The 22,641-nt window shown below is 70.5% G+C and carries 22 protein-coding genes, 1 tRNA gene and 1 pseudogene; 11 read left to right on the forward strand and 13 right to left on the reverse strand.

The window, feature by feature from the left end; all coding sequences use genetic code 11:
* Window positions 1-29: 29 nt before the first annotated feature.
* The 3 genes from OHS17_RS15410 (at window position 30) to OHS17_RS15420 (ending at window position 1,817) form a co-directional block, all read left to right on the forward strand.
* On the forward strand, window positions 30-560 hold the full coding sequence (locus OHS17_RS15410; RefSeq protein ID WP_018102141.1) for a phage holin family protein: 531 nt from the start codon (window positions 30-32) through the stop codon (window positions 558-560).
* A complete protein-coding gene (locus OHS17_RS15415; RefSeq protein WP_330312653.1) occupies window positions 557-1,507 on the forward strand; it encodes an alpha/beta fold hydrolase in 951 nt (316 codons plus the stop codon). Before OHS17_RS15410 ends, OHS17_RS15415 begins: the two co-directional genes overlap by 4 nt.
* 106 nt (window positions 1,508-1,613) lie before the next feature.
* Window positions 1,614-1,817, forward strand: a complete 204-nt coding sequence (locus tag OHS17_RS15420; RefSeq protein WP_073864044.1) for a hypothetical protein — start codon at window positions 1,614-1,616, stop codon at window positions 1,815-1,817.
* Between the two features lie 27 nt (window positions 1,818-1,844).
* Here OHS17_RS15420 and OHS17_RS15425 read toward each other — a convergent pair whose 3' ends face one another.
* The 3 genes from OHS17_RS15425 to nth all read right to left on the reverse strand — a co-directional run bounded on the left by OHS17_RS15425 (window position 1,845) and on the right by nth (window position 4,795).
* Complete coding sequence (locus tag OHS17_RS15425) at window positions 1,845-3,050, reverse strand: MarP family serine protease (protein ID WP_018102139.1); 1,206 nt, start codon at window positions 3,048-3,050, stop codon at window positions 1,845-1,847.
* 87 nt (window positions 3,051-3,137) lie between these two features.
* Window positions 3,138-3,851, reverse strand: coding sequence for an NUDIX hydrolase (locus OHS17_RS15430; protein ID WP_018102138.1), 714 nt, complete (start codon window positions 3,849-3,851; stop codon window positions 3,138-3,140).
* 62 nt (window positions 3,852-3,913) lie between these two features.
* Window positions 3,914-4,795: an endonuclease III gene (gene nth, locus OHS17_RS15435; protein WP_330312654.1), complete on the reverse strand. Its 882-nt coding sequence runs from the start codon at window positions 4,793-4,795 to the stop codon at window positions 3,914-3,916.
* A gap of 253 nt (window positions 4,796-5,048) precedes the next feature.
* On the opposite strand from nth, the gene OHS17_RS15440 reads away from it, so the two are divergent.
* Complete coding sequence (locus tag OHS17_RS15440) at window positions 5,049-5,723, forward strand: Crp/Fnr family transcriptional regulator (RefSeq protein WP_014046869.1); 675 nt, start codon at window positions 5,049-5,051, stop codon at window positions 5,721-5,723.
* A gap of 68 nt (window positions 5,724-5,791) precedes the next feature.
* On the opposite strand, the gene OHS17_RS15445 is transcribed toward OHS17_RS15440, so the two are convergent.
* The 4 genes from OHS17_RS15445 to OHS17_RS15460 form a co-directional block, all read right to left on the reverse strand.
* The gene (locus OHS17_RS15445) at window positions 5,792-6,622 is read right to left on the reverse strand and encodes an MBL fold metallo-hydrolase (RefSeq protein ID WP_330312655.1); all 831 of its coding nucleotides are present in this window, start codon (window positions 6,620-6,622) and stop codon (window positions 5,792-5,794) included.
* Window positions 6,619-7,548 (reverse strand): NUDIX hydrolase, encoded by a 930-nt coding sequence (locus OHS17_RS15450; RefSeq protein ID WP_330312656.1) that lies wholly within the window; start codon window positions 7,546-7,548, stop codon window positions 6,619-6,621. Before OHS17_RS15450 ends, OHS17_RS15445 begins: the two co-directional genes overlap by 4 nt.
* Window positions 7,549-7,672: 124 nt before the next feature.
* Window positions 7,673-8,143: a RidA family protein gene (locus OHS17_RS15455; RefSeq protein WP_164625462.1), complete on the reverse strand. Its 471-nt coding sequence runs from the start codon at window positions 8,141-8,143 to the stop codon at window positions 7,673-7,675.
* Window positions 8,143-8,301 carry a DUF4177 domain-containing protein gene (locus OHS17_RS15460; protein WP_003991873.1) on the reverse strand — a complete coding sequence of 53 codons (159 nt, stop codon included), beginning with the start codon at window positions 8,299-8,301 and terminating at the stop codon, window positions 8,143-8,145. The genes OHS17_RS15455 and OHS17_RS15460 overlap by 1 nt, the downstream gene beginning before the upstream one ends.
* A gap of 82 nt (window positions 8,302-8,383) precedes the next feature.
* Between OHS17_RS15460 and OHS17_RS15465 the strand changes: the two genes are divergently transcribed.
* Together OHS17_RS15465 and OHS17_RS15470 are read left to right on the forward strand one after the other, a co-directional pair.
* Window positions 8,384-9,373, forward strand: a complete 990-nt coding sequence (locus OHS17_RS15465; protein WP_330312657.1) for an ArsA family ATPase — start codon at window positions 8,384-8,386, stop codon at window positions 9,371-9,373.
* Window positions 9,370-10,701, forward strand: a complete 1,332-nt coding sequence (locus OHS17_RS15470; RefSeq protein WP_330312658.1) for an ArsA family ATPase — start codon at window positions 9,370-9,372, stop codon at window positions 10,699-10,701. The genes OHS17_RS15465 and OHS17_RS15470 overlap by 4 nt, the downstream gene beginning before the upstream one ends.
* Window positions 10,702-10,745: 44 nt before the next feature.
* On the opposite strand, the gene OHS17_RS15475 is transcribed toward OHS17_RS15470, so the two are convergent.
* Complete coding sequence (locus OHS17_RS15475) at window positions 10,746-11,099, reverse strand: WhiB family transcriptional regulator (protein WP_018102132.1); 354 nt, start codon at window positions 11,097-11,099, stop codon at window positions 10,746-10,748.
* A 519-nt stretch (window positions 11,100-11,618) separates the two neighbouring features.
* Here OHS17_RS15475 and OHS17_RS15480 point away from each other — a divergent pair.
* Window positions 11,619-13,856, forward strand: coding sequence for a transglycosylase domain-containing protein (locus tag OHS17_RS15480; protein WP_330312659.1), 2,238 nt, complete (start codon window positions 11,619-11,621; stop codon window positions 13,854-13,856).
* A gap of 105 nt (window positions 13,857-13,961) precedes the next feature.
* Here OHS17_RS15480 and OHS17_RS15485 read toward each other — a convergent pair whose 3' ends face one another.
* Window positions 13,962-14,426, reverse strand: coding sequence for a GatB/YqeY domain-containing protein (locus OHS17_RS15485; protein ID WP_161210836.1), 465 nt, complete (start codon window positions 14,424-14,426; stop codon window positions 13,962-13,964).
* A gap of 79 nt (window positions 14,427-14,505) precedes the next feature.
* Between OHS17_RS15485 and OHS17_RS15490 the strand changes: the two genes are divergently transcribed.
* Window positions 14,506-15,447, forward strand: a complete 942-nt coding sequence (locus tag OHS17_RS15490; protein ID WP_330312660.1) for a metallophosphoesterase — start codon at window positions 14,506-14,508, stop codon at window positions 15,445-15,447.
* Between the two features lie 95 nt (window positions 15,448-15,542).
* Window positions 15,543-15,616: transfer RNA gene (locus tag OHS17_RS15495), tRNA-Pro, on the forward strand.
* Between the two features lie 134 nt (window positions 15,617-15,750).
* On the opposite strand, the gene OHS17_RS33890 is transcribed toward OHS17_RS15495, so the two are convergent.
* The 3 genes and pseudogenes from OHS17_RS33890 to OHS17_RS15505 form a co-directional block, all read right to left on the reverse strand.
* Window positions 15,751-16,008, reverse strand: a complete 258-nt coding sequence (locus OHS17_RS33890; protein ID WP_383163832.1) for a hypothetical protein — start codon at window positions 16,006-16,008, stop codon at window positions 15,751-15,753.
* A 344-nt stretch (window positions 16,009-16,352) separates the two neighbouring features.
* Window positions 16,353-17,909 (reverse strand): hypothetical protein, encoded by a 1,557-nt coding sequence (locus OHS17_RS15500; protein ID WP_443066136.1) that lies wholly within the window; start codon window positions 17,907-17,909, stop codon window positions 16,353-16,355.
* Window positions 17,906-18,582, reverse strand: a pseudogene (locus OHS17_RS15505) (ABC transporter ATP-binding protein). Before OHS17_RS15505 ends, OHS17_RS15500 begins: the two are co-directional and overlap by 4 nt.
* 407 nt (window positions 18,583-18,989) lie before the next feature.
* Between OHS17_RS15505 and OHS17_RS15510 the strand changes: the two are divergent.
* Window positions 18,990-19,796 (forward strand): SGNH/GDSL hydrolase family protein, encoded by an 807-nt coding sequence (locus OHS17_RS15510; RefSeq protein ID WP_330312661.1) that lies wholly within the window; start codon window positions 18,990-18,992, stop codon window positions 19,794-19,796.
* A gap of 45 nt (window positions 19,797-19,841) precedes the next feature.
* On the opposite strand, the gene OHS17_RS15515 is transcribed toward OHS17_RS15510, so the two are convergent.
* Window positions 19,842-20,678, reverse strand: a complete 837-nt coding sequence (locus tag OHS17_RS15515; RefSeq protein ID WP_330312662.1) for a class I SAM-dependent methyltransferase — start codon at window positions 20,676-20,678, stop codon at window positions 19,842-19,844.
* Between the two features lie 70 nt (window positions 20,679-20,748).
* Here OHS17_RS15515 and OHS17_RS15520 point away from each other — a divergent pair, with 70 nt between their 5' ends.
* The gene (locus OHS17_RS15520; RefSeq protein WP_330312663.1) at window positions 20,749-22,635 is read left to right on the forward strand and encodes a S9 family peptidase; all 1,887 of its coding nucleotides are present in this window, start codon (window positions 20,749-20,751) and stop codon (window positions 22,633-22,635) included.
* The last annotated feature ends 6 nt before the right edge of the window (window positions 22,636-22,641 follow it).

The following is a 22,641-nucleotide window of genomic DNA, read 5'->3' on the forward strand; positions in this document are numbered from 1 at the left end:
GACGTGTTGAACAGGAGAGGGAGTCAGGGATGAGCGACCCCGGCAATTACGCGGGCAGCGCCGACCGCAGTCTCGGCCAGCTGGTCGCGTCGGCGACGGCCGAACTGTCGGCGCTGGTGCACGACGAAATCGCCCTGGCCAAGGCCGAGGTGCGGCAGGACGTCAAGCGCGGCGTCATCGGCAGCGTGGCGTTCATCGTCACGGGCGTGCTGATCCTGTTCGCGATCCCGGTGCTGAGCTTCGCGGCCGCGTACGGCATCCACAACCTGGGACTGGGCCTCGCCTGGTCGTTCCTGATCGTGGGCGGCGCGTTCATCCTGCTGGGCATTCTGCTCGCGCTCTTCGGGTACGCGAAGATCAAGAAGGTCAAGCCGCCGGAGAAGTCCATCGCCTCCGCCAAGCAGACCGCCGCCGTCCTCCAGGGCGTCAAGCCGCACCCGCGCCCCGAGACCGCCGCCGACGCGATCCTCCCGGTGGGTGGCAGCACCCGCTCCGACCGCGCCATCGAGAGCGCACCGGTCCAGGACAAGGCGTCGGCTGTGGCACGCTCGTCCACATGACCGTTCCCGCACCGTCCGCCCCGGCCGGCGGCCCCGTCCGCCTCGACGGCCCCTGGACCCACCGGGACGTCGCGGCGAACGGCGCCCGCTTCCACATCGCCGAAATGGGTGAAGGGCCGCTGGTCCTCCTCCTGCACGGCTTCCCGCAGTTCTGGTGGACCTGGCGCCACCAGCTGCCCGCGCTCGCCGAGGCAGGGTTCCGGGCCGTGGCGATGGACCTGCGCGGCGTCGGCGGCAGCGACCGCACGCCCCGGGGCTACGACCCCGCCAACCTGGCGCTCGACATCACGGGGGTGGTCAGGTCCCTCGGCGAGCCGGACGCCGCCCTCGTCGGCCACGACATGGGCGGGTACCTGGCCTGGACGGCCGCCGTGATGCGCCCGAAGCTGGTGCGCCGGCTGGTCGTCTCCTCGATGCCCCACCCGCGGCGGTGGCGCTCCTCGATGCTCTCCGACTTCGCGCAGTCCCGGGCCGGCTCGTACATCTGGGGCTTCCAGCGGCCCTGGGTGCCGGAGCGTCAGCTCGTCGCCGACAACGGCGCCTTGGTGGGCCGGCTGATCAGCGAGTGGGCGGGACCGGGACCGGGCAAGGCGGAGTTCCCCGACGAGACGACGCTGGGCGTCTACCGGCGGGCCATGACGATCCCCTCGACGGCGCACTGCTCGATCGAGCCGTACCGCTGGATGGTGCGCTCGCTGGCGCGCCCGGACGGCATCCAGTTCAACCGGCGCATGAAGCGGCCCGTTCGGGTGCCGACGCTGCACCTTCACGGTTCACTCGATCCGGCGGTCCGCACGCGCAGCTCGGCCGGGTCCGGCGAGTACGTCGAGGCGCCCTACCGTTGGCGACTTTTCGACGGTCTGGGCCACTTCCCCCACGAGGAGGATCCGGCGGGGTTCTCGGCCGAACTCATCAACTGGCTCAAGGATTCCGAGCCGGATCGCTAGCCGTTCTGGCACACATGTCCTACGAACGGCCACGTGCCTGGCGCATAAGCCAATTGGCTGACGGATAGGCGGTTACGGACCATGAGGCACGGGCAGACGTCCGGGTATGGGCTGGACGCACGACTTCGGTGACGCAGCACGCAACCGTCGCTCGACCGCCACGGCGGATCCGGGCATTCACGAGGGGGACGGCCTTCAGGGCCGGGTGCACGCTTTGCACGTCATGCATGATCCTCGGCTCGGCATCTCACGCATCCTCCGCCGCAGGGCCCGCTGGGTCTCGGCGCGGCTGCGCCATCCTCGTAACTGACGTACCCGCGGGCACCACCGCGGACCTCTAGAGCGCGCACCCCTGGCTGTCGACCTGCTGGTTGGCGGTACGGCCCTGCGTGATGTCGTCGCGGATCTCGTCCGCCGTCAGCGCGTAGCCCGTGTCCGGGTCGTCGAGCGACTTCGCGAACACGACTCCGTACACCTTGCCCTCGGGGGTCAGCAGCGGGCCGCCGGAGTTGCCCTGGCGGACCGTGGTGTAGAGCGAGTACACATCACGGCGGACCGTGCCCCGGTGGTAGATGTCGGGGCCGTTGGCATCGATGCGGGCCCGGACGCGCGCGGAGCGTACGTCGTACGAGCCGTTCTCCGGGAAGCCCGCGACGATGGCGCTGTCGCCCGTCTCCGCGTCGCTGTCGGGGCCGGTGAACCGCAGCGGCTTCACGTCGAGGTCCGGGACGTCGAGTACGGCGATGTCGCGCCGCCAGTCGTAGAGGACGACCTTCGCGTCGTACAGGCGTCCCTGGCCGCCGATCTGCACGGTCGGCTCGTCCACGCCGCCGACGACGTGCGCGTTGGTCATCACCCGGCGGTCGGAGAACACGAACCCGGTGCCTTCGAGGACCTTGCCGCAGCTCGGGGCCGTACCCACGACCTTCACAATGGACTGTTTGGCGCGCGCGGCGACGGGGCTGCCGACCAGCGCCGGGTCGGGGGCCCTGACCTCGGTGATGGGCTCGTTGGCGAACGGGCTGAAGACCTGCGGGAAGCCGTTCTGCGCGAGGACCGAGGAGAAGTCCGTGAACCAGGTGGACGCCTGGGGCGGCATCACCCGGGAGACGCCCAGCAGGACCGAGGAGCTGCGGACCTCCTTGCCCAGCGTCGGCAGCGAGGTGCCCGCCAGGGCGGAGCCGATCAGCCAGGCGACGAGCAGCATCGCCACCACGTTGACCAGGGCGCCGCCGGTCGCGTCCAGGGCGCGCGCGGGCGACCACGTGATGTGGCGGCGGAGTTTGTTGCCCAGATGGGTGGTGAACGCCTGGCCGATCGACGCGCACACGATGACGATGACGACCGCGACGACGGCCGCGGTGGAGGAGACCTCCGAACCGTCCGTCATCTGGTCCCACAGAACCGGCAGGAGGTAGACGGCGACGAGACCGCCGCCCAGGAACCCGATCACCGACAGAATGCCGACGACGAACCCCTGGCGATAGCCGATGACCGCGAACCACACGGCTCCGGCCAGCAGCAGGATGTCCAGCACGTTCACCGTCTATAGCCTCGCAGATTCGTCACCGGGCCCGTACGTCTCCGTGGCCGGGCGGTCCCGGATCGGCGGAGCACGGAAGTCAGCCTGTCATGCGCGCCAGTCGAGCGGCACCTGCCTGGCTCTGTCCCACGGGCGTTCCCAGCCCGCGAAGTGCAGAATCCGGTCGATCACGCCGGCCGTGAACCCCCAGACGAGTGCTGATTCGACCAGAAATGCCGGGCCTCGGTGACCGCTGGGGTGGACCGCCGTCGCCCGGTTGGCCGGGTCCGTGAGATCCGCCACGGGGACCGTGAAGACCCGTGCCGTCTCGCCCGGGTCGACCACGTCGACCGGGCTGGGCGTCCGCCACCAGCCCAGGACCGGCGTCACCACGAAGCTGCTCACGGGGATGTAGAGACGGGGCAGCACACCAAAGATCTGCACCCCGCGCGGATCGAGGCCGGTCTCCTCCTCCGCCTCGCGCAGGGCGGCCCTGAGCGGCCCGGTCGTCGCCTGGTCGCCGTCCTCCGGGTCGAGCGAGCCGCCGGGGAACGACGGCTGGCCGGGATGGGAGCGCAGGCTTCCGGCGCGCTCCATCAGAAGCAGCTCCGGGCCGCGCGCGCCCTCTCCGAACAGGACGAGCACGGCCGACTGGCGTCCCGCCCCGTTCTCCGGCGGCAGGAAGCGGCTGAGCTGCTGCGGCCGCACCGTGCGCGCGGCACGGGCGACGGGGTCGAGCCAGTCGGGCAGCCCCTCCTCCGAAACCATGACCGCAGGGCCGTCCGGCCCACCGCGCTCCGTGCCGGTCTCATGCGTCTTCATAGGCACCCCTCCGTCTCACAACGCCCGTCGTCCCGCGATTCGTTCCGCAGCGGCGGTCCGCGTCAGTCGGCGCCCAGGGGAGGTGCCGGGCTTCCCGGGTAGTCCGGCGGCGGGCTCAGCCGCTGGCCCGGCTTGCCGCCCATCTCGTACTTCAGGAGCTTGCGGGCCTTCTCCGGGTCCGTCTCGCCCTCACCGTACGACGGGCACAACGGGGCGATCGGGCAGGCGCCGCAGGCGGGCTTGCGGGCGTGGCAGACGCGGCGGCCATGGAAAATGACGCGGTGCGAGAGCATGGTCCACTCGCTCCTGGGGAAGATCGCCGCGACCTCCGCCTCGACCTTCTCCGGGTCCTCCTGCTCGGTCCACTTCCACCGCCGGACCAACCGCCCGAAATGGGTGTCTACGGTAATTCCAGGCACTCCGAAGGCATTGCCCAACACGACGTTGGCCGTCTTGCGGCCGACCCCCGGCAGCTTCACGAGATCCGCGAGCCTCCCCGGCACCTCGCCGCCGAAGTCGTCGCGGAGCGCGGCGGACAGCCCGAGCAGCGACCTCGCCTTGGCCCGGAAGAAGCCGGTGGGCCGGATGATCTCCTCCAGCTTCTCCGGAACGGCGGCGGCCATGTCCTCGGGGGTGGGGTAGGCGGCGAAGAGGGCGGGCGTCGTCTGGTTGACCCTCAGGTCGGTGGTCTGGGCGGAGAGAACCGTGGCGACGAGCAGTTCGAACGGATTCCGGAAGTCCAGCTCCGGATGGGCGTACGGGTAGACCTCGGCGAGCTCGCGGTTGATCCGGCGGGCGCGGCGGACCATGGCCAGATGCGATTCGGGCCGCCCCGGCTTCTTCTTCGGCGCGGCCGCTCCGGCGGACCGGCTCTTCGCCGCCCCGGAGCCGCTTTCGGTCGATTTCTTCAGGTTTTTCCTCTTGCTCGCACCCTGTTCGCCCACAGCGGAATCACGCCCCTCCGACACCCCATCAGCCCCCTTGGCCTGCGCTCTCACCGGCAATCCGGACACTCGGCCAGCCTAGAGCCCGGCACTGACATCCGCCCCGGTCACGGGTGATCCGCCCCCAATCGGCCCCCTGCCGTACCCCTCGGCACGCGCGTGCGTCAAACTGGTTTGTGATTGATCGCACTGTTTTACCGTCCGGCATGATGGGGACCACGGTTCCCTGAACAGGCCGACAAGGAGAGAACTCGTGGACGACGTTCTGCGGCGCGCCCCGCTTTTCGCGGCGCTCGATGACGAGCAGGCCGCGGAGCTCCGCGCCTCGATGAGTGAGGTGACCCTCGCGCGCGGTGACGCGCTCTTCCACGAGGGTGACCCGGGTGACCGCCTCTACGTGGTCACCGAGGGCAAGGTGAAGCTCCACCGCACCTCCCCCGACGGTCGCGAGAACATGCTGGCGGTCCTCGGCCCCGGCGAGCTGATCGGTGAGCTCTCGCTCTTCGACCCGGGCCCGCGCACCGCCACCGCCACCGCGCTGACCGAGGTCAAGCTCCTCGGCCTCGGCCACGGCGACCTCCAGCCCTGGCTCAACGCGCGCCCCGAGGTGGCCACGGCCCTCCTGCGTGCCGTCGCCCGGCGCCTGCGCAAGACCAACGACCAGATGTCCGACCTGGTCTTCTCCGATGTGCCCGGCCGCGTCGCCCGCGCCCTCCTGGACCTGTCGCGCCGCTTCGGCGTCCAGTCCGAGGAAGGCATCCACGTGGTGCACGACCTGACGCAGGAGGAGCTGGCCCAGCTGGTCGGCGCTTCCCGCGAGACGGTCAACAAGGCCCTCGCCGACTTCGCCGGCCGCGGCTGGCTGCGCCTGGAGGCCCGCGCGGTGATCCTCCTGGACGTGGAGCGGCTGGCCAAGCGGTCGCGCTGACCCGTCGTACGCCATGAGTGAGGGGCCCCGCCGACAGCCGGCCGGGCCCCTCTTCTCATGCATGCCTGTCAGATCAGCCCGTGCTCGGTCAGGTAGTCCAGCTGCGCCCGCACCGACAGCTCCGCCGCCGGCCACAGCGAACGGTCCACGTCCGCGTAGACATGGGCCACGACCTCGGACGAGGTCCGGTAGCCCGATTCCACCGCGGTCTCCACCTGGGCCAGCCGGTGCGCGCGATGGGCGAGATAGAACTCGACCGCCCCCTGCGCGTCGTCCAGGACGGGCCCGTGGCCGGGCAGCACCGTATGGACCCCGTCGTCCACCGTCAGCGAGCGCAGCCGCCGCAGCGAGTCGAGGTAGTCCCCGAGCCGCCCGTCCGGGTGCGCCACCAGCGTCGTCCCGCGTCCGAGGATCGTGTCGCCGGTCAGCACCGCCTGATCGGCCGGCAGGTGGAACGACAGCGAGTCCGCCGTGTGGCCCGGCGTCGGCACCACGTACATCTCCAGGCCGCCGGTCGTGATCACGTCACCCGTGCTCAGGCCCTCGTCACCGAGCCGCAGCTCCGGGTCGAGCGCGCGCACCTTGGTCCCGGTCAGCTCCGCGAACCGCGCCGCGCCCTCCGCGTGGTCGGGGTGGCCGTGGGTGAGGAGCGTCAGCGCGATCCGGCGGCCCGCCCGCTCGGCGGTGTCGATGACGGCCCGCAGATGGGCGTCGTCCAGCGGGCCCGGGTCGATGACCACCGCGAGGTCCGAGTCGGGCTCGGCGACGATCCACGTGTTGGTCCCGTCCAGCGTCATCGGCGAGGGGTTGGGCGCCAGGACGTTGACCGTACGGGCCGTGGCGGGACCGGACAGCACACTGCCGCGCGGCTGTCCGGGCAGCGCCGCCGCGTCACTCATGCCGCACCGCCTTCCGCGTCGCCCTTTTGCTCCCCGCCGTGCGTTTCGTCCGCCCCGGCCGTGGAGACGTGCTTGGTGAATTCCTCGTGCCCCGGCCAGCTCAGCACCAGCTCGTCACCGTCCAGACGCGCCTGCGCGAGTACGGGGGTGAGGTCCTGGTCCGACGCCGCCTCCAGCGCCCGCGCGGCGGTGGCGTACGGCCGCAGTGTCCGCAGCGTCGCCACGGTCGGCGGCATCATCAGCAGCTCGCCCCGGTCGTATCCGTCGGCCGCGTCGCCCGGGGTGATCCACACCGTGCGGTCGGCCTCCGTCGAGGCGTTCCGGGTGCGCTGGCCCGCAGGGAGCGCGGCGACGAAGAACCAGGTGTCGTAGCGGCGCGGCTCGAACTCCGGAGTGATCCAGCGCGCCCACGCGCCCAGCAGGTCCGAGCGCAGCACCAGCCCGCGCCGCTCCAGGAATCCGGCGAACGACAGCTCCCGGGCGACCAGCGCCGCGCGGTCGGCCTCCCAGTCGTCGCCGGTGGTGTCGGTGACGACGGTCTCCGGCGTCGGACCGGCCAGCAGGACGCCGGCCTCCTCGTACGTCTCGCGGACCGCGGCGCAGACGATCGCCTGCGCCTCCTTTGGCGTGCCGACCCCCAGCCGGTGCGCCCAGGTCTCCAGCGCGGGCCCGGCCCAGCGGACGAGCCGGTCGTCGTCGCGCGGGTCGACGCCGCCACCCGGATAGGCGTACGCCCCTCCGGCGAAGGCCATCGAGGTGCGCCGGCGCAGCATGTGGACGGCGGGCGCGCCCCCTGCGCCGGTGGCGTCGTCCCGGAGCAGCATCACGGTGGCGGCCCGCCGGGGCTCGGCGGCCGTCAGCTCGCCTGCGGCGAGGGCCCTGATCCGGCCGGGCCATTCCGGGGGGTACCACTGACCATTGGACATGGCCGGAGGCTATCCGGAACCGCGTCGATGTTCGAGGGGTCCCCGGATCCGTACATGGCGTGTACACACAAGATCCCGCCCGGTCCTCACGGCCGGACGGGATCAGGGGCGGAGACGGTACGGATCAGACTCCGGTCAGCTCGACCTGGATCTCGACCTCGACCGGCGCGTCCAGCGGCAGCACGGCGACGCCCACGGCGCTGCGGGCGTGCACACCCTTGTCCCCGAGGACCTCACCGAGCAGCTCGCTCGCACCGTTGATCACACCGGGCTGGCCGGTGAAGTCGGTGGCCGAGGCGACGAAGCCGACGACCTTCACGACCCGGGCGATGCGGTCCAGGTCGCCCGCGACCGACTTCACGGCGGCGAGGGCGTTCAGCGCGCAGGTCTTCGCGAGCTCCTTGGCCTCGTCGGCCGTGACCTCGGCGCCGACCTTGCCGGTCACCGCCAGCTTGCCGTCGACCATGGGCAGCTGACCGGACGTGTACACGTACACCCCGGACTGCACGGCCGGCTGGTACGAGGCCAGCGGCGGTACGACGGCCGGCAGCGGCAGTCCCAGCTCGGCGAGCTTCGCCTCGACGGCGCCCGCCACTACTGCTTCTCCCGCTTCAGGTAGGCCACGAGCTGCTCGGGGTTGTTCGGGCCGGGAACGACCTGGACCAGCTCCCAGCCGTCCTCGCCCCAGGTGTCCAGAATCTGCTTGGTCGCGTGCACGAGAAGGGGCACGGTCGCGTATTCCCACTTGGTCATGGCCCGACTGTAATGCCTGCGCAATCCAGGGCACGCGCAGCCTCGTGCGTAGCCTGCGGTGCGACTGGTTAGGCTCGAATACGTGAGCAGGTTCCAGGTCGTCAGCGGCAAGGGCGGTACCGGTAAGACCACGGTCGCCGCCGCCCTCGCGCTCGCCCTCGCGGCCGAGGGCAGGCGCACCCTCCTCGTGGAGGTAGAGGGCAGACAGGGCATCGCCCAGCTCTTCGAGGCGGACTCCCTCCCCTACGAGGAGCGCAGGATCGCCGTCGCTCCGGGCGGCGGCGAGGTCTACGCACTCGCCATCGACGCGGAGCTGGCGCTCCTCGACTACCTCCAGATGTTCTACAAGCTCGGCAGCGCGGGCCGGGCGCTCAAGAAGCTCGGCGCGATCGACTTCGCCACCACCATCGCGCCCGGGGTGCGGGACGTCCTGCTGACGGGCAAGGCGTGCGAGGCGGTCCGCCGCAAGGACCGGCAGAACCGGTTCGTCTACGACTACGTGATCATGGACGCCCCGCCGACCGGCCGCATCACGCGCTTCCTCAACGTGAACGACGAGGTGGCCGGGCTCGCTCGGATCGGCCCGATACACAATCAGGCGCAGGCCGTGATGCGGGTGCTGAAGTCCCCGGAGACCGCGGTGCACCTGGTGACGCTGCTGGAGGAGATGCCGGTCCAGGAGACCGCGGACGGCATCGCGGAGCTGCGCGCCGCCGAGCTGCCGGTGGGCCGGGTCATCGTGAACATGGTGCGCCCGCAGCTGCTGGACGGGGACGCGCTGCGCGCCACGGTGGGCGGACGGCGCAAGGAGATCGCCAAGACGCTGACGCGGGCGGGCGTGACCGGCGCGGCGGGGCTCGTACGCCCGCTGGTCGAGCAGGCCGCCGAGCACACCCAGCGGGTCGCGCTGGAGCGTGAGCAGCGCGGCGTGCTGGCCGGGCTCGGTCTGCCGGGGTACGAGCTGCCGCTGATGGGCGAGGGGGTGGACCGGGCCGGGCTCGACCACCTGGCGGCCGCCCTCCGCGAACAGGGCGCGGGCCAACCGGGAGCCGGACGAGGGGCGGGTTCATGACAGCGCGCACGAAGACGGGGACGGAGAGCAGTGCCGAGGGCGACGCGGCGGATCCCGTACCGGCTCTGGACACCGACGCCCTGATCGATGATCCGGGCATCCGGATCATCGTCTGCTGCGGTTCCGGCGGCGTCGGCAAGACGACCACCGCCGCGGCGCTCGGGGTGCGGGCGGCGGAGCGCGGCCGCAAGGTCGTCGTCCTCACCATCGACCCGGCCCGCAGGCTCGCCCAGTCCATGGGCATCGACTCGCTGGACAACGTCCCGCGCCGGGTGAAGGGCATCGAGGGCTCCGGTGAGCTGCACGCCATGATGCTCGACATGAAGCGGACCTTCGACGAGATCGTCGAGGCGCACGCGGACGGCGAGCGGGCCCGCGCGATCCTGGAGAACCCCTTCTACCAGTCCCTGTCGGCGGGCTTCGCGGGCACGCAGGAGTACATGGCGATGGAGAAGCTGGGGCAGCTCCGGGCGCGGGACGAATGGGACCTGATCGTCGTGGACACCCCGCCGTCGCGGTCCGCGCTGGACTTCCTGGACGCCCCGAAGCGTCTGGGGTCGTTCCTGGACGGGAAGTTCATCAAGCTGCTGATGGCGCCCGCGAAGATGGGCGGCCGCGCGGGGATGAAGTTCCTCAACGTGGGCATGTCGATGATGACCGGGACCCTGGGCAAGCTGCTGGGCGGTCAGTTCCTGCGTGACGTACAGACGTTCGTCGCCGCGATGGACACCATGTTCGGCGGCTTCCGTACCCGGGCGGACGCCACGTACAAACTCCTTCAGGCGCCCGGTACGGCGTTTCTCGTCGTCGCGACTCCGGAGCGGGACGCGCTGCGCGAGGCGGCGTACTTCGTGGAGCGCCTGGCCGCGGAGGACATGCCGCTCGCGGGGCTGGTGCTCAACCGGGTCCACGGCAGCGAGGCGGCGCGGCTCTCCGCCGAGCAGGCGCTGGCCGGCGCGGAGAAACTTGAAGCAGAAAATCTTGAAACCGACGGCATTGTGGATCAGGCGGCCGGGAAGGCTGGACTGCGTGAGCCCGCCGACTCCCCCGCGGCCGGGCACGCACCCACCACGGACTCCGAACCCCGGCCGGACAACACGGCAGCCGTCACCACCGAAGAACTGACCGCGGGCCTGCTCCGTCTGCATGCCGAGCGGATGCAGGTGGTCGCGCGCGAACAGAACACACGCGACCGCTTCACCGCGCTGCACCCCGAGGTGGCCGTGACCGCCGTGGCCGCGCTGCCCGGAGACGTCCATGACCTCTCGGGCCTGCGCACCATCGGGGACCGCCTCGCGACCGGTTCCGCACCGGCCGGAGCTGCCTAGCCCCTCGTCCTACGTAAGCCGTACAGCGTACGGACCGCCGGGGACTAGCCGACGGCGGCGAACGTCTCGTGCAGCTCCTCGCTGCCCTCCAGCCCGATCGCCACGGGCAGGATGCCCGAGGCACGCTCGTACTCACTGCGGGCGGTCTCCAGCAGCCGGCGCCACGACGTCACCGTCGGCCGCCTGCGCAGCAGCGCGCGGCGCTCCCGCTCGGTCATCCCGCCCCACACGCCGAATTCGACGCGGTTGTCCAGCGCGTCGGCCAGGCACTCGGTCCGCACCGGGCATCCGGTGCACACCGCCTTGGCCCTGTTCTGCGCTGCCCCTTGTACGAACAGTTCATCCGGATCAGTAGTGCGGCAGGCTGCCTGCGCACTCCAGTCGGTTACCCAGCCCATCCCGGCGCCGTCCTCTCCCGAATCGAGGCTCCCCCACGGCGGCAGCGGCATATTCACCGCTGCCAGTTGAGGACGTTACGGAAGGTGGCGACAGCACAACACCCCCTTCGGGCCCAATCTTGAATGGCCCGAACGGACTATGCGTATACGGCAGATCACCCAGGGGAGTGAGGTGAGGACATGCAGGACTATCCCGTCAGAATCGGGACAGTCTGCTAGAACCGCATCGGGCGTTCGGTGACACACCGGGCGAATTCGGGAGCGCCGGGCGTGTGGCCGGATCGTGCACGGGGGTTGATACGGAACCGGACTGCTGTGACAGTTGAGAGCAGCTTAGGCCAAGGCATATCCGTGTGTCCGGCGAATGGGAACGTAGCCGCCTCTCGTCACCATGCCACCAGGTCCAGCATCCGCAGCGCGGCACCCACGCCGGTTCCGAATGTCACGGTCCGGTACGCGAACGCTCCGAGAGGCCCCCGGTCCCACGGAACACTCATATCTACGGATTAGGCTGCCCCCATGCCAAAGAAGCGCTCGGGCGGGGGTCTCACCACGACCCAGCAGGCCGCCAAGTTCCTCGGTGTCGCCGCACTCTCCGGAGTCGTCCTGGCGGGCATCGCGCTGCCGGCGGCCGGAGCACTGGGCCTCGCGGCCAAGGGGACGGTCGACGGTTTCGACGAGATCCCGGCCAACCTGAAGACCCCGCCGCTGAGCCAGCGCACCAAGATCCTCGACAGCAAGGGCGGCCTGATCGCCACGGTCTACTCGCGCGACCGCACGGTGGTGCCGCTCACGAGCATCTCCCCGTACATGCAGAACGCGATCATCGCGATCGAGGACGCCCGGTTCTACGAGCACGGCGCGGTCGACCTCAAGGGCATCCTGCGCGCGCTGAACCGAAACGTTCAGACGGGCGGTACGGCGGAGGGCGCGTCGACCCTCACCCAGCAGTACGTGAAGAACGTCTTCGTGGAGGAGGCCGGCGACGACCCGGCCAAGGTCGCCGAGGCCACCCAGCAGACGCTGGGCCGCAAGGTCCAGGAGCTGAAGTACGCGATCCAGGTCGAGGAGGAGCTCGGCAAGCGGAAGATCCTGGAGAACTACCTCAACATCACCTTCTTCGGGCAGCAGGCATACGGCGTCGAGGCGGCTTCCCAGCGCTACTTCTCCAAGTCGGCGAAGGACCTGAAGCTGGAGGAGGCGGCGCTGCTGGCCGGGATCGTGCAGTCACCCAGCCGCTACGACCCCATCAACGACACGGAGGAAGCGACCAAGCGCCGCAACACCGTGCTCCAGCGGATGGCGGACATCGGCAAGGTCTCGCAGCAAGAGGCGGACAAGGCCAAGAACACCCCGATCAAGCTGAAGGTCAAGCGACCGCAGAACGGCTGCATCACCGCCGTGAGCGGTGCCGGGTTCTTCTGCGACTACGTCTCGAAGATCGTCAAGAACGACCCGGCCTTCGGCAAGACCGAGAAGGACCGCGCGAAGCTCTGGGCGACCGGCGGTCTGACCATCAAGACGACCCTGGACCCGAGGTCGCAGGCCGCGTCCAACGAGGCCGCCGTCTCCCGGGTCAACAAGGACGACAAGGTCGCCGACGCGGTCGTCCAGGTCCAGCCCGGCACCGGACGGATCCTGGCGATGGCCCAGTCCCGGCCGTACGGTCTCGACGCCTCCAAGCACCAGACCGTGCTGAACCTCTCCGTCGACCACGCGATGGGCGGCAGCTACGTCGGCTTCCAGGTCGGTTCGACGTTCAAGCCGATCACCGCGGCGGCGGCGCTGGAGAAGGGCATCAGCCCGGCGCAGAGCTTCGACACCCCGCGCAAGATCAGCCTGCCCGCCGACGCCTTCCGCACCTGTGAGGGCGCCCCCACGGACGACAAGCCGTGGGACGTGCAGAACGAGACGGAGTCGGAGAAGGGCATGTTCGACATGACCAGCGCGCTGGGCAAGTCGATCAACACCTACTTCGCGAAGCTGGAACAGAAGACCGGCCTCTGCGAGACGCTCGCGATGGCGAAGAAGGTCGGCTACGAACGCGGCGACAACAAGCCGCTGTGGCAGGTCGCCAACACCACGCTGGGCGGGCAGGAGTCGACCCCGCTGGCCATGGCCTCGGTGTACGCGACCTTCGCCAACCGCGGCACGTACTGCACCCCGGTCGCGCTCCTCTCGGTCACCAAGCCGGACGGGAAGCCGATCGACGTACCGAAGTCGCAGTGCAACCGCGCGATGAGCGAGCACACGGCCGACACCATCAACCAGATGCTCAAGGGCGTCGTCGAGGACGGCACCGGCACGCAGGCCGGCCTCAGCGACCGTGACAACGCGGGCAAGACCGGTACCACCGACGGACGCAAGAACGCCTGGTTCGTCGGCTACACGCCGAACCTGTCCACCGCGGTATGGGTCGGCAGCGACGGCACCCACCAGAACGAGATGACCGGCATCACCATCGGCGGCCAGTACTACGACAAGGTCTGCGGTGGCTGCCTGCCCGGTCCGATCTGGCGGACGGCGATGACCGGCGCCCTGAGCCCGTCCGAGACTCCTTCCTTCAACCCGGTCGACGTACCGCGGGCGAAGGAGAAGGAGGACAAGGACAAGGGCGGGGACAAGAAGAAGCCGGGCGACAACAAGCCCGGCGGCGACGACAACCCGTTCCCCGGCATCAGCATCCCGCCGGACATCCTCGGCGGGAACAACGGCCACGGCCGCGGTCAGAACGACGGCGGTACGAACGGCCCCTGATCAGCCGTTACGCATACGAGGGCGGGGCGCTCCGGATCATCCGGGGCGCCCCGCCCTCGTACGTACGGCCGGTCCGTCCGGCTCCTGCTCCTGCTCCGGCTCCGCTCAGCCCGCGAGGAGCTTCTTCACCGTGGCGGCCACCCGGCCGCCCTCGGCGCGCCCCGCGACCTTCGGGTTGACGATCTTCATGACGGCGCCCATCGCGCGCGGCCCCTCGGCCCCGGCGGCCTTCGCCTCTTCGACGGCGGAGGCCACGATCGCGGTCAGCTCCTCGTCGCTCAGCTGCTGGGGAAGGTACGCGTCGAGGATCGCGCCCTCCTTCTTCTCCCGCTCGGCCTGCTCGGTCCGGCCGCCCTTGGCGAAGGCGTCGGCGGCCTCACGGCGCTTCTTGGCCTCCTTGGCGATCACCTTCTGCACCTCGTCATCGGAGAGTTCGCGGGCGGTCTTGCCGCCGACCTCTTCCTTCGTGATCGCGGTGAGGGTCAGCCGGAGCGTGGACGAGGTCAGCTCGTCACGCGCCTTCATGGCCGTGGTGAGGTCTTCCTTGAGCTTGGACTTGAGCGTGGTCATGAGGTGATTGTGGCAGGTGCGGGACACCCGGCGCCCGCCTGTTTTCCTGCGGGCGCACGACGTCTGCGACGATGGGCGCATGCGCGCACGCTACGGAGTACCCCTGAAAATCACGGCGGTCACCGCCGCGGCCGGCGCCGCCGGTCTCGCCTACGCGGCAGGCTTCGAGGTCCGCTCGTTCCGCCTGCGCAGGGTCACGGTCCCGGTGCTTCCGAGTGGGGCGCGCCCGCTGCGCGTCCTCCAGGTCTCCGACGTGCACATGGTCAGCGGACAGCGCAGGAAGCGGGCCTGGCTCCAGTCCCTGGCCGGTTTGCGCCCCGACTTCGTGGTGAACACCGGCGACAACCTCTCCGACCCCGAGGCCGTGCCGGAGCTGCTGGACGCGCTCGGCCCGCTGATGGAACTCCCGGGCGTGTACGTGTTCGGCTCCAACGACTACTACGGCCCCAAGCTGCGCAACCCGGTCCGCTATCTCTTCGAGAAGGCGTCGGGCAAGCACGGCCTCAACGGCAACGCCCCGGCGACCGGCGTCGTCCACAACCCGTGGGAGCCGATGCGTGACGCCTTCGACGAGGCGGGCTGGCTGAACCTGTCCAACACCCGCGGCCGCCTGAAGCTGGACGGCCTGGAGCTCGCCTTCACCGGCCTGGACGACCCGCACATCAAGCGCGACCGCTACGCCGAGGTGTCCGGCGGCCCCGAGACGGGCGCCGACCTCTCGATCGGCGTGGTCCACGCCCCATACCTGCGGTCCCTGGACGCGTTCACCACGGACGGTTACCCCCTGATCCTGGCCGGTCACACCCACGGGGGCCAGGTCTGCATCCCCTTCTACGGTGCCCTGGTCACCAACTGCGACCTGGACACGGACCGCGTGAAGGGCCTCTCCACCCACTACTCCGGCGGCAACCGCTCCTACCTCCACGTCTCGGCGGGCTGCGGTACGAGCCGCTACGCCCCGGTCCGCGTGGCCTGCCCCCCGGAGGCGACCCTGCTCACCCTGACACCCCGGGACGCCTGACCGCCGCGCTCCCGCCGATCACGACAAAAACCGGATTTCGTCTCCGGGCGCCGGTGGGCTAGAGTTGTCGATGTCGCCGGGAGACCGGCGGCGATCGGGGTGTAGCGCAGCTTGGCAGCGCGCTTCGTTCGGGACGAAGAGGTCGTGGGTTCAAATCCCGCCACCCCGACAGCTAAGCAGCAGGCCAGAGGGCCGGTACTGATCTCAGTACCGGCCCTCTGGCTTTGTCCGTATCTATCCGCGTGATGACTGTGCCGGAATGGCCCACCAGCCGCGAGATCTCTTCGAGCGGGAAGCCTCGGGTCAGTCGCGGCGGATGTGCTGGATCTCGACGTGGCGCCGGGTGAGCGACAGGGAGGCCAGGGCTGCTGCGAGCAGGATGCCGCCGGTGCAGACCACCAGGAGCGGAAGCCCGTCGGCGTCCCAGTGGACGGTCCCGCCTCCGGTGATCAGGTAGCTGGACTCAGCCAGGCGGCCTGCGACCAGGGCGCCGACAAGGCCCACGGCGAGCGGGAGCAGGACCTGGATGCACTGGGCCGCGCGGACGGTCAGGGGACGCACCCAGGAGGTTCAGCATGGCGAGCCGGCCTCGGCGCTCGATCGCACGGTCTGCGGCGGACACGGCGAAGGCGGCGACACCGATGGCGAGGCCGAGGACCATTCCGGCCGCAAGGAGACTCTTGACGACGGTGATCTGTTGAAGCGCCTCCACGTTGACGCCCACCGCCTCCACCTCGGCGGTAGGTGCGAGAGCTCAGAGGCCGTCGAGCACCGCGCGTACGGTGTCCGGGTCCGAATCCGACAGCAGGAGGAAGCTGCCCGCCGCGGGCCGAGCTGCGGCCGGGCCGGATGCCCGGGTCCTCGGCCACCTCAGGGTCGGTGAGGCGCTGGATCCTGCCTTCTACTCATCCTCGGGGCGGCACCGCGCTGAACGCCGCGAGTTGGGCGCAGTCGGCGACCACGGCGGTGATGCGGGGCTCGGAAGACCCGGCGTCCGGGATCCAGGAGCCCATGGCGACCGCCTGCCCCTTCACGCCTTCGACCAGCCCCATCCGTACACGGCGGCTGTCACTCAGATCGCTGAGCGGGATCGCGTATTCCTGGGTGGATGAGGTGGGGCGACTGATGTGGGCGAGCTCGACCAGGAGGCCTTGGGCGAGGGATGCGGCGTAGACGAGGAGGACCAGCCCCGTGACGACGCGCAGTGAGCTGCCGGGTTCGACTTCGTTGCGGCGCATGGCGAGGGCCATGGGCAACGACTCGGTGGTGCCGGCGAGTCGACGGGCGAGCCAGGCCGTGACCGGCGCGAGTGCCAGGACGAGGCCGGCCCCCGCCAGCAGGACCCCGGCGGGGACGAAGACCGAATTGGCCGGCCCCTCGGAGGGATCACGGCCGAGGACACCGAGGACGCAGTAGCCGCAGATGACGCCCAGTCCCGGCAGAAGGAGCAGCAGCCCGTACTTCTTCGGGGGCCGCGGCCGTGCCCCTCTCCGTACCTGGAGCGGGCGAAGCGCGGCCTCACGGGCTCGGTGGCGTCCCACGAACCATGCCAGGGCGGGACAGCCGATCAGACACACGGCCAGGACGGTGGTGGTGGGGCGTCCGTCGGGCGGATACCACTGGAGCCCCGGCAGGCCGACCTCCGCGAGAACTTCGTTGGCCAGCGCGTACACGCCGACGCCGATCACCGCGCGCAGAAGTGCGGCGGCCACCGTCTCCACGGCGTTGACGCGCAGGGTTCCCTTCACGCTGTGTCCGAGCAGACGCAGCGCGGCCAGTCTGCGCGCCCGCGCCTCGGCGGACAGCCGGGCGCAGACGGACAGGAACACGGCCAGGGGCAGCAGCACGAGGCAGGCGAGGGCGAAGCGCAGGATGTCGAGGGTCGAGGAGTCCACCGCGGGAGTCGGAGCCCACTTCGAACCGAAGCCTGCCAGTGGCCTTGCGGAGGCGGGTAGTTGCCCAGGAGTGCGGCCGATGTACGCATAGAGCTCGTCGGGCCCGGTGAGCCCTGCGGGGCCGATCGTGCCGACGATCCGGCCGGGAAGAAGTCCGGCGAGGCCTGGCTGGCCGGCCAGGACCTCCCGCAGGTGTGGCGAGACGCGCACCTCGCCGGGACTCGGCACGCGGTCGACGCCAGGTGGTCGGGGCAGGTGGTCACCGGCCACGTGCCCGACGAAGACCCGGGTGAACGGCTGGGAGCCGTAGGGGTCCCGGCGTGTCAGGAAAACGGTGTCGGCGGCGGACCGGGCGTGCAAGGCCCCGGTCACGGGCTGCGGTTCGCGCGCTGCGGCCCGGCTGTCGTGCGCCGACAGGATCGCGGGGATGGTCAGCACGGCGGCAAGGCAAGCGACGCCCATCGCACAGCCCAGAGACATCAGGAGGAAGCGCGCCAGGCCGGCACGGCCGGCACCGCGCAGAAGCCTGATCCCGATCAGCAGGCTGATCGCGGGACGCGGCTTCACGCCGCTGCCTGCCTGGTCAGGGCACCGCCGGTCACGGTGTACCGGGTGTCGGCCCGGGCGGCCACCGCGGCATCGTGGGTCACCATGATCACGGCGGTGTCCTGGGAGCGCGCCAGGTTCAGGAACTCCTCCAGCACCGCATCGGCGTTGGCACTGTCGAGAGCACCTGTCGGCTCGTCCGCGAAGACCACGGCGGGGCGGTGGACGAGCGCCCAGGCCACCGCGACTCGATGGCTCTGGCCTCCCGAGATCTGCGAAGTCCTGCGCTGCCGCAGCTCGGCGAGGCCCAGCCGGCCGAGCACCTCCCCCCGCCACCTCGTGCGCAGCCGCCTTGCGCCGCCCGGCCAGCCGCAGCGGAAGGGCGGCGTTCTCCTCGACGGTCAGCTCCGGAAGCAGTTCCCCGTACTGGAAGACGAACCCGAACCGCTCTCGGCGCACAGCGCTCAGCTCGTCCGTCGTCAAGGCTCCGGAACCCCACTCCTCCGAAGTAGACGTCCCCTCGCGTGGGCGCCACGACCCCGGCCAGACAGTGGAGGAGCGAGGACTTCCCCGATCCGCTGCTGCCCGTGATCGCACAGACCTCCCCTGACCTCAGCGTGAAGTCCACATCAGACACAGCGCGTTGTGAGCCATAGCTCAGCTCCAGGCCCGTGGCGCGAAGGATGGCGTCCATGGCGAGCGGTTCCCCCGATCTCCGACAGCCGTTGGCCAGCAGCATGAATGTCACTGACAGTAATCAAAAGTGACGGTTCAAGCTACGGAACGAGATCCGCTTCCCCCGATCTGATGAACACCGAGGAAGCGATGACGCGGCCCGGCTCGACCGGTACGGACGCCATCCGGGGCGCAGAACCCCGAAGAGAGCACCCCTGCGAAGCAGCGGAGCAAACGCTCTAGAACCTTTATTTCAGGGGGAGTTGTGGGTTTATCTACGCGCGGAGCTACGACTCCCGACCGATCATTCGGGCAATTCAGGCGGGTTCTCGCAGAGCTATTACCGACTGGTACCGGGAGCTGCTACAACAGGGACCGCTCACTCAACCCCCCACCCACCCCCCACACTTCGGAGGGCTGACAGCTATGTCAGTACGGAGATTCTGGGCGTCCGCATCCACTCTGCTCCTCGCCGCCGCTGCCGCTCTGGGGATCGCCCAGCCGGCTTCGGCGTCCTCCTCGGCCGCCGCCGGCGGGTACGTCGCCCTGGGCGATTCGTACTCGTCCGGTGTCGGCGCGGGAAGCTATCTGTCCGACAGCGGTGACTGCAAGCGCAGCACCAAGGCGTACCCGTACCTCTGGGCGGCGGCGAACTCGCCGTCCTCGTTCACCTTCGTCGCGTGTTCGGGCGCCACCTCGAGCACCGTGGCCAGTGGTCAGCTCGGGGCGCTCAGCTCGTCCACCTCGCTGGTGAGCGTCACCGCGGGCGGCAATGACGTCGGGTTCGCCGATGTCATGCAGGACTGCGTGCTGTCCGGCGAGTCCACCTGCATCTCGGCCGTGAACGCGGCCGTCGGGAAGATGAACAACACCCTGCCGTCAGGGCTGAGTTCGCTGTACTCCTCCATCCACTCCAAGGCGCCGCAGGCCCATGTCGTGGTGCTGGGGTACCCGCGCTTCTACAAGATCGGCGGGAGCTGCGTCGTCGGTCTGTCCGACAAGGCGCGTACGGCCATCAACAACGCGTCCGACGTGCTGAACGGTGTCATCGCCAAGCAGGCGGCCAACGCCGGGTTCACCTTCTCCGGGGTTGCCGACGAGTTCACCGGGCACGAGCTGTGCTCCGGAGACCCGTGGCTGCACAGCGTCTCGATCCCCGTCTCCAACTCGTACCACCCCAAGCCCGAGGGCCAGTCCGGCGGTTACCTGCCGGCGTTCCGCTCGGCGGCGTAACACGGAGGCGGCGCCCCGGTGGAGAACCAGGGCGCCGCACCACCGTCAGGCCGTCGGGCGGGTGGCCTTGAGGGAGTACATCAGCGGGATGCGCGGACGGTCCGACGGGAAGCGGAAGAAGTCGTCCCCGCCGCGTTTCAGGACCGGGAAACGCGCGAAGAGCGAGACATCGTGCTCGTGGAGGAATTCGATCCGCAGACCGGCGGCGGCCAGCGCGGACACCACGCTGCCCACCGGGTGCTGCCACTCGACGCTGCGGTTGTGGACGGTTGGGGCATCGAAGTCCGCGTACGTACCCGGCGTCTCGTCCACCCATGCCTCGCGACTGAAGTAGTCGTGCACGATCCGCGAACCCGTCTCGTCGTCCAGGCAGTCCGTGAGCGGATGGAACTCCGCGAGGTACAGGAAGCCACCGGGCTTCACCAGCGACGCGGCCGTCTCGGCCCAGCGCTCGATGTCGGGCAGCCAGTTCAGCGCGCCGACGCCCGTATAGACGATGTCGTACGAGGAATCCGGTACGGCCTGGGCCGCGTCGTACACGTCGGCGGCGACGAAGGCCGCGCGGTCGGGGCCGAGCCCCAGGTCCTCGGCGAGGGCGCGAGCGGTCTCGACGGCCGGTTCGGAGAAGTCGAGGCCGACGACCTGCGCCGCGCCGTGCCGCGCCCAGGAGAGCGTGTCGAGTCCGATGTGGCACTGCAGGTGCAGCAGCGAGCGTCCGGTCACATCACCGACCTCGGCCACCTCGAAGGGCCTCAGGGCGTCCTTCCCCGCGCGGAAGGAGCCCAGGTCGTAGAAGTCACCGCCTGCATGGATGGGCACACGCTCATCCCACATCCTGCGGTTGGCCTCGCGCCAGTCGGGCGGTATCGGAGCGGTGGACATGTGCGCGAGGTTATCCACAGGCTGCGGACGAAGCGAACGGATTGTCGGGGGTTCTGCGCAGAATGGGGTCATGACTGAGGCCACTGGTTCCCCGACGACCGCATCCGCCCCACTGTGGGAGCAGCGCTTCCGCGCTCCCCGGGTATCGCTGCCCGACTGGGCCGAGGACGCGCCGGACCGCGCGTTGTTCGTCTCCAACGCGACGGGGACCTATGAGCTGTACGCGTGGGACCGGGCGACCGGTGAGCAGCGTCAGGTGACCGACCGGCCGAACGGGACGACGGACGGCGTGCTGACACCGGACGGCGAGGCCGTGTGGTGGTTCGACGACACCGACGGGGACGAGTTCGGGGTGTGGATGCGCCGGCCGTTCCACGGCGGCGTCGACACCGAGTCCGCACCGGCCGCCCCCGGTCTCGGGCCGTCCTATCCGGCCGGGCTCGCGATCGGCCGGGACAACACGGCGGTGATCGGCCGTTCGACGGACGAGGACGGCACGACGGTCCACGTCGTACGGCCCGGCGAGGCCCCCGTGGAGATCTACCGGCACCGCGAGTCGGCCGGGGTCGGCGACCTGAGCCACGACGGGACGCTGATCGCGCTGGAGCACACGGAGCACGGGGACGCGATGCACTCCGCGCTGCGCGTGGTCCGGCCGGACGGGACGACGGTCGCGGAGCTGGACGACACCGAGGGGGGTACGAAGGAGCTCGGCCTCGCGGTCCTCGGCTTCGCCCCGGTCGCCGGGGACACCCGGCTGCTGGTCGGACACCAGAGGCGCGGACGCTGGGAGCCGATGATCTGGGACCCGGTGGCGGGCACGCAGACGGACCTGGCCATCGACCTGCCGGGCGACGTGGGCGCCGAGTGGTATCCGGACGGCTCCGCGCTGCTCATCGAGCACGGCTTCGAGGCCCGCAGCGAGCTCTGGCGGTACGAGCCCGCCGCGGCCGACGGCAAGACGGTCCGGGTGGAGACGCCGACCGGCACGGTCTCCGGCGCCACGGCCCGCCCGGACGGGACGGTCGAATACCTGTGGTCGTCGGCGGCCGAGCCGCCCGTCGTCCGCTCCACGACCGGCGCGGTGGTGCTCGACCCGCCGGGTGCCAAGGCCCCGGCCTCGGTGCCCGTCGAGGACGTGTGGGTGGACGGGCCCGGCGGCCGGATCCACGCGCTCGTCCAGCGTCCGGCGGCCCCCGCCGAGGGGCCGTTCCCGACGGTCTTCGAGATCCACGGCGGCCCCACCTGGCACGACAGCGACGCCTTCGCGGCCGGTCCCGCGGCCTGGGTGGACCACGGCTACGCGGTCGTCCGGGTCAACTACCGCGGGTCGACCGGCTACGGACGGGCGTGGACGGACGCGCTCAAGCACCGGGTCGGGCTGATCGAGCTGGAGGACATCGCGGCGGTACGGGAGTGGGCGGTGAAGTCCGGCCTCGCGGACCCGGCGAAGCTCGTCCTGGCCGGCGGCTCCTGGGGCGGTTATCTCACGCTGCTCGGCCTCGGGACGCAGCCCGGCGACTGGGCGCTCGGGCTGGCCGCAGTCCCCGTCGCGGACTACGTCACGGCGTATCACGACGAGATGGAGGCCCTGAAGGCGATGGACCGCACGCTGCTGGGCGGGACGCCGGAGGAAGTGCCCGAACGGTTCGAGGCATCGTCGCCCCTGACGTACGTCGACGCCGTGCGCGCCCCGGTCTACATCTCCGCCGGGGTCAACGACCCGCGCTGCCCGATCCGCCAGGTGGAGAACTACGTGGACCGGCTGAAGGACCGGGCCGCCGTGCACGAGGTCTACCGGTACGACGCGGGGCACGGCTCGCTCGTCGTGGAGGAGCGGATCAAGCAGGTCCGGCTGGAGCTCGACTTCGCCCGCCGGCACCTGTCCGGGGGGTCGCCGGCGGGGCCCGGGGACCCGGTCGGCCAGGGCGAGGAGGTGCCGACCGGGGGCGCGTAAGGGAGG

Origin of the sequence: Streptomyces sp. NBC_00523 (assembly GCF_036346615.1) — a bacterium.
Lineage (GTDB): Bacteria > Actinomycetota > Actinomycetes > Streptomycetales > Streptomycetaceae > Streptomyces.